The sequence below is a fragment of the Variovorax robiniae genome (genome assembly GCF_037889955.1).
GTDB classification, from domain to species: Bacteria; Pseudomonadota; Gammaproteobacteria; order Burkholderiales; family Burkholderiaceae_C; genus Variovorax; species Variovorax robiniae.
Window position 1 is genome coordinate 336,650 of record NZ_JBBKZS010000005.1, and the last position, 12,374, is coordinate 349,023.

The 12,374-nt window shown below is 64.1% G+C and carries 12 protein-coding genes and 1 pseudogene; 7 read left to right on the plus strand and 6 right to left on the minus strand.

The annotated features are described in order from the left end of the window. Positions 1–36: 36 nt before the first annotated feature. Together WKW79_RS14890 and WKW79_RS14895 are read left to right on the plus strand one after the other, a co-directional pair. On the plus strand, positions 37–687 hold the full coding sequence (locus WKW79_RS14890) for an AAA family ATPase (protein WP_340335940.1): 651 nt from the start codon (positions 37–39) through the stop codon (positions 685–687). Continuing rightward, a complete protein-coding gene (locus tag WKW79_RS14895) occupies positions 672–920 on the plus strand; it encodes a hypothetical protein (RefSeq protein ID WP_340335941.1) in 249 nt (82 codons plus the stop codon). Before WKW79_RS14890 ends, WKW79_RS14895 begins: the two co-directional genes overlap by 16 nt. 91 nt (positions 921–1,011) lie before the next feature. Here the strand turns inward: WKW79_RS14895 and WKW79_RS14900 are convergent, their stop codons facing one another. Continuing rightward, a complete protein-coding gene (locus tag WKW79_RS14900) occupies positions 1,012–2,940 on the minus strand; it encodes a hypothetical protein (RefSeq protein ID WP_340335942.1) in 1,929 nt (642 codons plus the stop codon). 608 nt (positions 2,941–3,548) lie between these two features. Here WKW79_RS14900 and chrA point away from each other — a divergent pair. Both chrA and WKW79_RS14910 read left to right on the plus strand, forming a co-directional pair. Beyond that, positions 3,549–4,802 (plus strand): chromate efflux transporter, encoded by a 1,254-nt coding sequence (chrA, locus tag WKW79_RS14905; protein ID WP_422823894.1) that lies wholly within the window; start codon positions 3,549–3,551, stop codon positions 4,800–4,802. Between the two features lie 116 nt (positions 4,803–4,918). Beyond that, positions 4,919–5,245, plus strand: a pseudogene (locus WKW79_RS14910) (YnfA family protein). A gap of 36 nt (positions 5,246–5,281) precedes the next feature. Here the strand turns inward: WKW79_RS14910 and arsB are convergent. The 5 genes from arsB to cadR all read right to left on the minus strand — a co-directional run bounded on the left by arsB (position 5,282) and on the right by cadR (position 8,392). Continuing rightward, the gene (arsB, locus tag WKW79_RS14915) at positions 5,282–6,364 is read right to left on the minus strand and encodes an ACR3 family arsenite efflux transporter (protein WP_340335944.1); all 1,083 of its coding nucleotides are present in this window, start codon (positions 6,362–6,364) and stop codon (positions 5,282–5,284) included. Between the two features lie 8 nt (positions 6,365–6,372). After that, positions 6,373–6,867 (minus strand): arsenate reductase ArsC, encoded by a 495-nt coding sequence (locus WKW79_RS14920; RefSeq protein ID WP_340336057.1) that lies wholly within the window; start codon positions 6,865–6,867, stop codon positions 6,373–6,375. Positions 6,868–6,929: 62 nt separating this feature from the next. Next, entirely contained in the window at positions 6,930–7,415 is a 486-nt protein-coding gene (locus tag WKW79_RS14925; RefSeq protein ID WP_340335945.1) for an ArsI/CadI family heavy metal resistance metalloenzyme, read from the minus strand. Between the two features lie 11 nt (positions 7,416–7,426). Then, positions 7,427–7,750, minus strand: coding sequence for an ArsR/SmtB family transcription factor (locus WKW79_RS14930; protein ID WP_340335946.1), 324 nt, complete (start codon positions 7,748–7,750; stop codon positions 7,427–7,429). A 195-nt stretch (positions 7,751–7,945) separates the two neighbouring features. Further along, positions 7,946–8,392, minus strand: a complete 447-nt coding sequence (gene cadR / locus WKW79_RS14935; protein WP_340335947.1) for a Cd(II)/Pb(II)-responsive transcriptional regulator — start codon at positions 8,390–8,392, stop codon at positions 7,946–7,948. 60 nt (positions 8,393–8,452) lie between these two features. Here cadR and WKW79_RS14940 point away from each other — a divergent pair, with 60 nt between their 5' ends. From WKW79_RS14940 to WKW79_RS14950, 3 genes are all read left to right on the plus strand, one after another. Then, complete coding sequence (locus tag WKW79_RS14940) at positions 8,453–10,780, plus strand: heavy metal translocating P-type ATPase (RefSeq protein ID WP_340336058.1); 2,328 nt, start codon at positions 8,453–8,455, stop codon at positions 10,778–10,780. After that, positions 10,777–11,826, plus strand: a complete 1,050-nt coding sequence (locus WKW79_RS14945) for a DMT family transporter (protein ID WP_340335948.1) — start codon at positions 10,777–10,779, stop codon at positions 11,824–11,826. Before WKW79_RS14940 ends, WKW79_RS14945 begins: the two co-directional genes overlap by 4 nt. Positions 11,827–11,901: 75 nt before the next feature. After that, positions 11,902–12,300: a hypothetical protein gene (locus tag WKW79_RS14950; RefSeq protein ID WP_340335949.1), complete on the plus strand. Its 399-nt coding sequence runs from the start codon at positions 11,902–11,904 to the stop codon at positions 12,298–12,300. Positions 12,301–12,374 lie beyond the last annotated feature (74 nt).

Below are 12,374 nucleotides of genomic sequence, written 5' to 3' on the forward strand. Positions count from 1 at the left end.
CACCACGCTGCCAGGATGACATGACGACAAGCCATCATGAAAACACTTGCGATCTACTCCAGGAAAGGCGGCTCCGGCAAGTCCACCGTTTCCATCCATCTGGCCGTCGTGGCTTCGGCGGTTCAGCGCGTCATCCTTGTCGACGCGGATCCTCAGGCCACCACGTCGGCTTGGGGTATCGAACGCTCGAACAACCAATCGTTGGTCACGCCCCTGGTCGCGCGTTGCGATCCGGGATCGATCGCGGAGGTCCTGGACTCGGCGCGTGCCGCAGGTTTTGAATTGGCGGTGGTGGACTGTCCCCCGCACGCGACGGCCGGCACCATGGAATTGCTTAAGGCCGCCGACCACATCGTCATCCCGGTTCAGGCCTCGATGCCGGATCTGGCGGCCAGCCAGCGCTCAGTAGCCATGGCGCGCGCGGCCGACAAGCCCTTCTCGTTCGTCGTGAACCGAGCGAGCCCGCGCGCACCAGAAGTCGAGCAAGCCCTGAGCACGCTCGCGACGGCTGGGCCCGTCACGCCCATCACGCTAGGCGATCGACGCGCATTCGCGAGAGCCCTGGTCGATGGGCATGCCGTGACGGAGTTCGCGCCGCGCAGCTCCAAAGCCGTTATCGAAGTCCAGGCCTATTGGGATTGGTTGAAAGCACACATGAAGGAGCAAGCAGCATGGCCGGTGGTTTAAGCAAGTTCGCTGTCAAAGAAATCGGGCTCCCCGAGCCCATCGAGACACTCCCCATGGCGCAAACCCGCGGGAAGAACAAACGCGTGGGCATTGCCGTGCGCCTGAGCACCGAGGATTGGCACCGCGCCACTGAGTTGGCCATGCGCGAGAAGACATCCCTGCAGCGTTTGTTGGTCGCTGGGATGAATGAGTTGCTCCGGCAGCGTGGCCTGCCGCCTCTTGCTGGCAACTAGGAACTTGCCGCCAGGCAAGGATTTCGCATCCCTTCTGACACGGGGTTGGGTACTTTCGAGATGCCTCGGCCGCGAGCCCCTCTTTGAAAATTCAACTGGGCGTCAGGCCGGGGCGTACCTTGTCGCGGTAGTCGGCTGCGCTCAACCTGAAATGACGAAGAAATTCTTCGAAGACGGTCGCGGAAAGTGGGGTACGGCGGGGCAGTTGGAAAGTGCGACCAGCCCGTCCGACGAACACCTCACACGTGAATTGGCTGCTTTGAGGCAGGAGCGCGCACTTGAAGTGGTTGAGGATGGCCTGTCGCAGTTCAGATCGCGAAGGTATGCCGTGCCGAGCAAGCTCGTCGGCCAAGTCCCTTGCCACCTTGCCCGTCCCGACGACGTGAAACGGCACATCGGCCCCCGAGAATTCGAATGGCAATTTGGCGTCGGCGCGCAATATGCCCTCCAATGGCAAACCCAAGCCGTCAGAGGACGCGCGAAGTCGACCTTGCGCCATCTGCGTGGCGAGCAGGCGCCACTGCGCGACATTGCGCCCCAGGGCGCCGGAGCGCTCAAGACCAAACCTAGCCTCCAGCGTCCGTTGCAACACGCCCCGGTCTTCGAAGCTCAGTGGACCAGCTATCTCGGCCATCATCGACGTCGGGCAAAGCCAGCTCCACGCCCAAAAGGATGCGAGGGCATCCTGCACAGCATTGCCGGCATGCCGTCCAGTGATGAGCACGCGCTCCTGATAGCGCACAAACTTCGGCCCCCCCGCCAGTAACTCCAGCCACGTCAGCACTGCCTCGCAGCGAGCATGAAACATTTCACGCTCTTGCAAGAACCCAACAACCATTTGCGCAGCAAGGGCGTCCACCACCACCGGGGTCAGCCCTTCGCGCGCCAAGTCTCCAGACACCGCCAGGACGAGGGCATCCAGTTGTTGCGCATCCACCCAGATGCCCCACGCTTCTTCGGCATGGAGGTGATGCGGGGCATACCAGGCAACAAGTTCGACATGCGAAACGCCTCGCTTTGCATGAGCAGGCGGTGCAGCGTCTGCATTCCCCATGCCGAGCTTCCAATCCTCACCAAAGGCGTTGAGCCACTTCAGATCTCTCGGGTCGAAAGTGCCCACAGTTTGAACCTGCTGGACGAAGGGTGAAGGTTCGCTGTCCAAGTCGGAGTGTTGGACCGCCGCGGCTCGTGGCGAGGCGAAGGCTTTCGGTTGGCCACGCTCCGTGGCTGCGCGAATTTCGCTGTAACCTGGCAATCCAAGATGCGGCTTCCAAGTGACCCAAGCAAGTACGCTTTGCGCCGGGCCCGAGGCCATGGCGACCGTATAGATGCCGTCGCGTGGCGGGGGATGCCTCGCATCGGGTGTGTTCAGGATTTTCTTTGCGATCAGGGCCTCCGCGTCCGCGACGCCCGTCACATTCACCACCAACCCCGGCGGGAACAGGTCTAGCATCGACAAGAGCTGCGAATCGACGCGCGGCCCGGTCGACACAGGCTCGCCCATCAACTGCAAGGCCTCCTGTTGCAGTTCATACGCACGTATATCTGCCATCGCCTTGCTGGCGCGGTTGAGCAGCTTTGGGGGAAGCGTTGAAGTGCCTTCGTCGAACGCAGAAAGTCCAAAGACCAGGGCAATCTCTCTTTCCCCAGGCGGTGAGGCGACACCTCGGCAATGCCACATCCACGCATCCCGCGGGGTAGCACTGGAAGCTACGAGCCCTGCTGAAATTTCGCAAAGTTGCGTTCGAAGTGACTGCTTGTTCTTGGACGAATAGCCGCGAGCAGACCTCGGGCCGGCTTTTTGCAAGGGCACGATCTCCAAGCCGCCATCGGCGATGGCCGGCAAGATGTCAGGATCCGTCAGAGGCACGACCGCGATGAACAGGTCTGGGCGCTTCTGTCGATAGATCGCGACCTCTTGCCAAAGGTTGAGTCGCACTCGAGTCGCACTCACGTGCGCACCTCGTCCGCTACACTCGCCGCCCGCATCGATGAAAATTCTTCTGATAGTTGATGACATGTCTTCATGTCATCATGCTAGCCCGGCACGTGCTGCGCGCTAAGCTCAGCGTCCGCACATGCGCCCGGCCCAAATCTGTACTGCCGAGCTCGCTTGCAGAGCGACCTCAATATCGCGAGGGCGACGGCAAACTCGCGAAGCATCGGCTGCGGGCTCACCACTTCGAAGAGCTCTACGGCCTGCACAGACTGGTTGCCGCCATTTGACCCGAGATGCAAGAGCTTCCGCTAAGCGGCGGATCGCTTTCCACGCCATAAAACACAAGCGCCAGGACCACGAGAACCCCAATCACGGCGAACCGAAAGTGGGGTTTGTGGAGAGTGTGGGATTCGAACCGACGAGGGTTTTGCAGCCCCAGCGCTTTGAAGGCCACTGCCTCAACCCACTCGAGCCAACTCTGGAAAGCAGACGCTTTCCGCAGCTCGCGGTTGGCCATGCTAGAGCCTACCCAGGGGGCAGTTTCCAACTGCAGTCCAGATCAACCGTCAACGAGACCGCGTCTGTCGACACCGCGTAGCGGCGTCTCTGAAGCGAATTCGCCGAATGCGGAAGGCGACCGTTCAGCTGCGAATCTCCTCATGCGCGATCAGGCGGTAAGCTGCAGCTCGATGAGCCACCCCCAAAAACAAGGCCCTCAGGGAGATGCCCGAAGCGCCACATTTCTTGTTAGCAGCGCCACGCGCCGGGGCTCAGCCATCGAGGTGTTCCTGGCCTTCCTGAAGCTAGGCCTGACCTCCTTCGGTGGCCCCGTCGCGCACCTTGGCTACTTTCGCACCGAGTTCGTCGAACGCCGGGCTTGGCTGGACGACAAGAGTTATTCCGACCTGGTCGCGCTATGCCAGTTCCTGCCCGGGCCGGCGAGCAGCCAGGTCGGCATCGCACTGGGACTGGGTCGCGCAGGTTGGCTGGGCGCGCTTTGCGCATGGCTCGGCTTCACCCTTCCATCCGCCGTTGCGCTGATCCTGTTTGCGGTGGGTGTCACCCAGTGGGCTACGCTGGCGCAGTCGGGTGTGATCCATGGACTGAAAGTGGTCGCGGTCGCGGTCGTCGCGCAAGCCGTCTGGGGGATGGCCAAGACGCTCTGTCCGGACCGCTTGCGGGCCGCCGTTGCCATCTTTGCGGCGTTGCTGGTGCTGGCCGTTCCTTCGACGATCGGCCAGGTCGGCGCCATCGTCGCAGGCGGCATTGCCGGTCGATGGGCAGTGAAGCTCGGAGCCCTCCCGGTCACAGAGCACCGGGACTATGGCGTGGGCAGGAAGACAGGCGCGGCGATGCTGGTGTTGTCCGGCTTGTTGCTCCTGCTCCTGCCGCCTCTCGCGGCACTGGCCCAGGTACCGGCGCTGTCGGTCATCTCTTCCTTCTACCAGTCGGGTGCGCTCGTATTCGGAGGGGGCCACGTGGTGCTGCCATTGCTGCAGGCGAGCGTCGTACCCAACGGCCTGGTCACGAACGACGCTTTCCTCGCTGGCTACGGCGCCGCCCAGGCCGTGCCCGGCCCATTGTTCACTTTCGCGGCATACCTCGGGGCGGTGATGACAGGCCCGTTGGGGGGATGGGTCGGTGGACTGACCCTTCTCGTCGCGATCTTCATGCCCGGGTTCCTGATCGTCGTCGGAGCGCTGCCGTTCTGGGAACTGCTGCGCCAGCGCACGGGCGTGCAGCGCGCGATGGCAGGCGTCAATGCTGCGGTGGTCGGGGTGCTGGCCGCCGCTCTGTACGACCCGGTATGGACGAGCGCCATCCATTCGCGTGCCGATTTCGGCTTGGCCCTGGGCGCGTTCGGCTTGCTGGTGTACGGGCGGCAGTCGCCGCTGCTGGTCGTGGCGCTCGCAGCGGTGGCGGGATGGCTGTTCGCAAACTGAGGCCGGCGTGGGACTTGAGCCAGCATGCCACGCACGCATGTGCGGATGTCTCGCCTGGGAAGACTGATCCGATCCGCTGATCTGCGCTGACTGACGCCCGCGTTGCGCGCAGCACAATGAGCGCGATGAAAACGCTCTTCTTGTTGTTGATCACGGCCCTCGCCGAAATCGTCGGCTGCTATCTGCCTTATCTTTGGCTCAAGCAGGGACGGTCGGTGCTTTGGCCGTGCCTGCAGCATTGAGCCTCGCCCTTTTTGCCTGGCTTCTCACGTTGCATGAAACCGCTGCCGGTCGGGTGTACGCCGCGTATGGCGGCGTCTATCGGCGTCGCCTTGATGTGGTTGTGGGCCATTGATCAGGTTCGGCCAACGGCCTGGGATTTGGCTGGTGCGGCTGTCGCGCTCGTTGGGATGGGTCTGATCATGTTCCAACCCGCACGCTAGCCGTCGACCACCGACCGGCTAGGACACGCGACCGAATCAGCCCGTCGCCTTCGCCGCGCCGCGCTCGTACCACCCTTGCGAACGATTGACCACGGAGACCACCAGCAGCATCACGGGAACCTCGATGAGCACGCCAACCACGGTCGCGAGCGCCGCGCCCGACTGGAAGCCGAAGAGGCTGATAGCTGTGGCGACCGCCAGTTCAAAGAAGTTGCTCGCGCCGATCAGCGCCGACGGCCCGGCGACGCAGTGCGCGACGCCCATCTTGCGGTTGAGCCAGTAGGCCAACCCTGAATTCAGGAGCACCTGAAGCAAGATCGGAACAGCCAGGATCGCAATCACCATCGGCTCCTGGATGATGGCCTCGCCCTGGAACGCGAACAGCAACACCAGTGTCAGCAGCAGCGCGGAGATCGACAATGGCCCGAGCCTTGAAGCCATCTTCTGGAGATGTGCCGTCCCCTTCTTCAGCAGGCGCGAACGCCAGACTTGCGCGAGGATCACCGGCACCACGATGTACAGGCCGACCGACGTCAGCAAGGTGTCCCAGGGAACCGTGATCGACGACAACCCCAGCAGGAGCGCGACGATCGGCGCGAAGGCCACCACCATGATCGCGTCGTTCAACGCCACCTGCGACAGCGTGAAGTACGGATCACCCTTGCAGAGCTGGCTCCAGACGAACACCATCGCCGTGCAGGGTGCCGCGGCGAGCAGGATCAGGCCTGCGACGTAGCTGTCGAGCTGGGCCGGCGGAAGCATGGGCGCGAAGACGTGGCGGATGAAGATCCAGCCCAGCAGCGCCATCGAGAACGGCTTGACGGCCCAGTTGATGAAAAGCGTCACGCCGATCCCGCGCCAGTGGGCCTTGACCTGTCCCAATGCGGCGAAGTCGATCTTCAGCAGCATCGGGATGATCATCACCCAGATCAATACGCCCACCGGCACGTTGACCTTCGCCATTTCAAGCGCAGCAATGCCCTTGAACACGGAAGGGAACCACTGGCCGAGCCCGATGCCAGTGACGATGCACAGTGCAACCCACACAGTGAGAAAGCGCTCGAAGAAGCCGATCGACGGCTGCGACGAAACACGGTCGATGGCTTGAGCGCTGCTCATTGGCGGGATCACGTCGTGGAAATGGTTGCCAGCGCCCTCTGCAACTCAGCATCCGTCATCGATTCCAGAGGCAACGCGAGCAGTTGGAGCATTCGGTAGCCAATGGCCTGCCGGGTGAGTTCGAAGGCGATGCGCTTTTCCTCTTCGCCACCAACGGCGTTGGACGGATCGGCGTAGCCCCAGTGGATCTTCACGGGGCTGCCGGGCCAGTAGGGGCAGGCCTCGCGCGCCGCGCTGTCGCACACCGTGATGACGACGCGCATCTCAGGCTTGTCGGCGCCGACAAATTCATCCCAGCTCTTGCTGCGGCAGGAAGACACGTCGACGCCAGCGTTCGTCAACGTTTCCAGTGCGAGGGGGTTGAGCCTGCCACTGGGCGCGCTGCCTGCGCTGAAAGCGCGAACGTCTTTGCCGGCCTTGCCCGCAAGGTGGTTCAACATGCCTTCGGCCAACACGCTGCGCGCGGAGTTGTGGGTGCAGAGGATGAGAACGTTGATGGTCATGTCGAGGGACTTGAAACTGGAGGGCCGACGTTTTCGGCGCTGGCCATCCGGAAGTTCATCGCTCAGCAGCAGGCCGAAGCCGACTTTGCCGGCACTGCGACCGTGCTGCGGGGTGCAGCGGCCGCGCAGCATCCGCCCACAGCGACTCCTTGCTCGACGTCGGCCGGGCGGCGATCGCTGTAGATCTCCGCACGCTCCAGCGTCCTGAACTGCTCCCAGGCGATGCCTTGGGGGTCGGTCACCCAATGCTTCTCGCTTCTCGAATAGCAGCAGACTGTCTCGCCCTCGTCGAGCAGCGTTCGATCGACCGACAGGGCCCGCGCCTTGAGTTCAGCGAGTTCGACCTCGTCCTCTGCCTGGATGCCCAGGTGGTCCACGCCGTGGCCTTCGCCGCGCGTGGAGATTGCAAAGTTGACGCGTGGATCTTCCAGCATCCACTTGGCATAGTCAGTCTCGACCCGCGTGGGTTCGCTCGCGAACAGCTTCGAATAGAACGCGACGCTCTTGCTCAAATCGTCGACGTGAAGATGGATGTGGAATCGCTTCATGGGGTTCTCCTTCAACAAGCACAAGAGGTCGCAGGGTCGACTGCGCAGGCTTGGCCCTGGCAGCAGTTTTCGGTGAGGTAGCCGATCAGGCCGCCCATCCGTTCGAAGCTCGCGCGATAGATCAGGTAGCGCCCATCGCGCTCTTGCGATACCAGCCCGGAGTGCACCAGTTCCTTGAGGTGGAACGACAAGGAGGTGGCCGCAACGCCCAGGCTCTCGACCAGTGCGCCGGGTGTCAGGCCGCCGGGCCCAGCGACGACCAAGGCGCGGAATACCTGCAAACGCACAGGCTGGGCCAAGGCAGCGAGGGATCTGACGACTTCGTTCTCTTCCATGATTCAATAATAGTTGAATCATTGAATGTATGCAACCAGAATCTGAACGGCATGGGTCGGATGATGGATCGCTACAGCGAGCGCCGCGAGAGCGCAGGGGGAACTGTCCATGCGGATGAACCAGCGTTCGATCTGAGCGACAAGCAGGGCAGGCGACGCGAGGGCGTGCAAGCGCCTCCGCGGCCACGGCACCCGCTAATGCGTTCCGTGAACGTGTCGTCGCCCCGTGGCTCTTGCCAACACGGCCGGTGATTCGCTGGAGAGTTCCTTGAGGATGCCGCAACTGGACGCGGCATTCACGTCGCAGCACTGTTCGCGCAGCGACTTGAGCAGTTTTTCCAGCACGCGCAGTTCACGAATACGCTGCGCCACGTGGCCGATGTGGTCGTCCAGCAGTTCGTTGACGCCCACGCAGTTGTCCTCCGGCGAATCCTTGAAGCGCAACAGGGAGCGGATCTCGTCGAGCGCCATGTCCAGGGAGCGGCAATGGCGGATGAAGGTCAAGCGCTCGACGTGCTCCGGGCCATAGGAGCGGTAATTGTTCTCCTTGCGCTCAGGCGCCGGAAGGAGCTTTTCCCGCTCGTAGAACCGGATGGTTTCCACGGGCGTGTCAGTGGCTTGGGCCAGTTCGCCGATCTTCATGTGGACCTCTTCCAGAAAAGGCTTGACTCTATACCGGCTACAGGGTTTCCAATAGTCCTGATGACAAAGACCCCGACAGACATCCTCCCGCTCAACCCCGCTCCCGACAGTTGCGCGGCGGACGCGTGTTGCGCCCCTGCCATTGCGCTTGCCCCGCCCGTCGAGGCTCGCGAAGGCGACGCATGCTGCGCGTCGCCCGCCGCCGCCCCCGGCCCGGCGCGCGCCGCGCCCGCCGGTGCGACCGTTTTGCGCATTCCGGCCATGGATTGCGCGGTGGAGGAAAGCGACATTCGCCGCGCGCTCGACAAGGTGCCCGGCATCCGGAGTCTCAACTTCCAGCTCGGTGCACGCACAGTTGCCATCAGTGCGCCGGACGATGTCGTGGCCCTTGCGGTCAAGGCCATAAAGAGCGCCGGGTACGACTCCGCGCCGCTGCCTGCCGGTGGCCCCGCCGCCGATGCGCCTGCGGGCGCCCATGCCGGGGACGATCACGACGCGCACGACGACCATGGCCATGGCACCGGCGTGAAGCGCCTGGCGGCGGCCCTCGTGCTCGCGATCGGCGCCGAAGGCCTGCATTACATCGCCGGCGACGTGTCGGCCATGAAGTACCTGGGCCTGGCTGTCGCGGCACTGGCGATCTGGTTGTCCGGCGTCGAGACTTATACCAAGGGCATCAAGGCCCTGATGCGCGGTCGGCTCAACATCAACGCGCTGATGAGCGTGGCCGTGACCGGCGCATTCATCATCGGCCAGTGGCCCGAGGCCGCGATGGTGATGGCCCTGTACGCCATCGCTGAATTGATCGAGGCGCGAGCCGCCGACCGGGCGCGCAACGCGATCAAGGGACTGGTGGCGCTCGCGCCTGAAGAAGCCGACGTGCTGCAAGCCGACAAGAGCTGGAAGGCAGTCCCCTCAAAGAGCGTCCCCCTTGAAGCGATCGTTCGCATCCGGCCCGGCGAGCGCGTGCCACTGGACGGCGTCATCACAGAAGGCCGCAGCGCCATCAACCAGGCGCCCGTTACCGGCGAGAGCCTGCCGGTCGACCGCACCATCGGCGACCCGGTCTTTGCCGGAACCATCAACGAGACGGGTGAGCTCCAGTTCCGCGTCACCGCGGCCGCATCCAACACCACCCTCGCGCGGATCATCCATGCCGTCGAGGAAGCGCAAGGCACGCGCGCACCGACACAACGTTTCGTCGACCGGTTCGCTGCGATCTACACGCCTGCTGTCTTCGTTCTAGCGCTGGCCGTCGCCTTGCTGAGCCCGTGGCTGGCGGGCCTGGACTGGCTCGACGCGATCTACAAGGCCCTGGTGCTGCTCGTCGTGGCCTGCCCCTGCGCGCTGGTCATCTCGACGCCGGTGACGGTGGTGAGCGCCCTGGCCGTCGCCGCGCGGCGCGGCATCCTCATCAAGGGTGGCACCTACCTGGAAGAGGCCCGCAAGCTGAAGGCGATCGCGCTCGACAAGACCGGCACGATCACCGAGGGAAAGCCCAAGCTCGTCGAGTGGAAGTCGCTGCGCGAAGGCGACGACGCGGGCCCGATTTCCCGCATCGCAATGAGCCTGGCGGACCGGTCGGACCATCCCGTCTCGAAGGCGATTGCGCAGGGGCTGTCGTTGCCGGTGAGCGCCGTGTCTTCCTTCGCCGCCCTGGCCGGTCGTGGCACGCAAGGCGAGGTCGGCGGTCGCACCTACGTGCTGGGCAACCATCGCCTGATCGAGGAGCGCAAGCAATGCTCGCCCGACATCGAGGCCGTCCTGAAGGCGCATGAGGAACAAGGCCGCACAGTGACCTTGCTGGCCGACGATGATGGCGTGCTGGCCATCTTCGCGGTGGCCGACACCATCAAGGACTCGTCGCGCGAGGCCATTGCCGAACTGAAGGCGCTGGGCGTGGCGCCAGTGATGCTGACTGGCGACAACGTCGCCACCGCGAGGACCATCGCGGCACAAGCTGGCATCGACGAGGTGCGCGGCAACCTGCTGCCGGAAGACAAGCTCGCCGAGATCAAGAGCCTCAAGGAGCGGCACGGCATGACCGGCATGACCGGCGACGGCATCAACGACGCGCCGGCGCTGGCCCAGTCCGACATCGGCTTCGCGATGGGCGGCATGGGCACCGACATTGCGATGGAAGCCGCCGACGTCGTGGTAATGAACGACGACCTGCGCCGCATCCCCGAGACCATTCGTCTTTCCCGCAGGACGCACACCGTGCTGATGCAGAACATCTCGCTCGCGCTGGGCATCAAGGCCGTGTTCATGGTGCTGGCGATCTTCGGCACGGCGACCATGTGGATGGCCGTGTTCGCCGACATGGGCGCGACCTTGCTCGTTGTGGCGAACGGGCTTCGCCTGATGAAGGTCAAGGCAAAGGCATGACAGAAACCGGCCTGCATCGGGGGGTCATCGCCGCGTTGGGCGCGGCGGTGCTCTTTGGCGCGGGCACGCCGCTTGCCAAGCTGCTGCTCGCTCATGCCAGTCCCTGGATGCTGGCCGGGCTGCTGTATCTCGGATCGGGCCTGGGGTTGTGGCTATGGCGTTCGGTGTCGGGATCGCCCAAGGTCGTGATCCAGCCCGGCGATGGGAAGTGGCTCGGCGGCGCGGTGGTGGCCGGCGGACTGGTCGGCCCGCTGTTGCTGATGACGGGCTTGTCCGGCATGGCGGCCACCGATGCCTCTCTTCTCCTCAATGCGGAAGGCGTGTTCACTGCGTTGCTGGCCTGGTTCGCATTCAAGGAAAACTTCGACAGGCAGATCGCCCTCGGCATGCTGGCCATCGTGGCCGGCGCCGTCGTGCTGAGCTGGCCCGGCGAGGCGCGCATGGGTGCCCTCTGGCCGTCGCTGGCCGTGCTCGGCGCGTGCGCGGCCTGGGCGCTGGACAACAACCTGACGCGCAAGGTGTCGGGCATGGATGCGTCGTTCATCGCGATGACGAAAGGCCTGGCCGCCGGCGCCACGAACCTGGCCGTCGCGCTGGCCTTCGGTGCGAAGCTGCCCTCCGTGGCAGTGCTTTCCGGCGCCGCCGTGCTGGGGCTGCTGAGCTACGGCACGAGCCTGGTGCTCTTCGTCATTGCGTTGCGCCACCTGGGCACGGCTCGCACGGGCGCGTATTTCTCGGTGGCGCCATTTTTTGGGGCTGTGCTGTCGATCATGCTGTTGGGCGAGCCGGTGACCCTGCAGCTGATCGTTGCGAGCGCCTTGATGGCCTTTGGCGTCTGGTTGCACATTCGGGAACGCCACGTCCATCCGCATGTGCATGAGCCGATGGAGCACGAACACGCACACACGCACGACGAGCATCACCGCCACCACGCCGATGGCGCGCAGGCCAACGTCCGGCACTCCCACTGGCACCGGCATGAACCGCTGGAACATGCTCATGCGCACCATCCCGACATTCATCATCGCCATGACCATCCGCACTGAAGCGGTCCGCATGGCCCTCCGCGGCGTAAGCCTTCGCGGCGGCCCGTCCTTCGGCCATTGCTAGACTTCCCACCGATGCGCCGCCTGCTGCTCGTCTTCCTGATGCTGCTGATGCCGCTCCAGTCCGTCTGGAGTGCGGCGGCGTCCGTCTGCGCGCACGAGCAGGTCAATGCGGCTACACGCCATTTCGGTCATCACGATCCGCATCACGGCGACGTCGCGACAGCCAAGGCATCGCCCGATGCCACAGGCGACGAGCAAGCCGGCGAGCAGGGCGTGATCAAGGCCATGGACACCGATCATCACCACGCGCTGAGCGTGAACCCGGTGCCCCACATTCCCTTGCTGGTGCCCCCGCTTGTTGGCGCCCAGCGCGATCCCCCAAGCCCTGTCGATTCATTCCACAGTGCCCTGATTGCCTCCCTCGAGCGTCCTCCCAAAGCCTTCGCCGATTCCCTTCGGCAGGGCTTCTGAGGCGGCGCGCGATCTCGACAACCATTCACGAAAGACGCACACCCGCCTCGCCTTGCCGAATTCCCTCGTTCAGT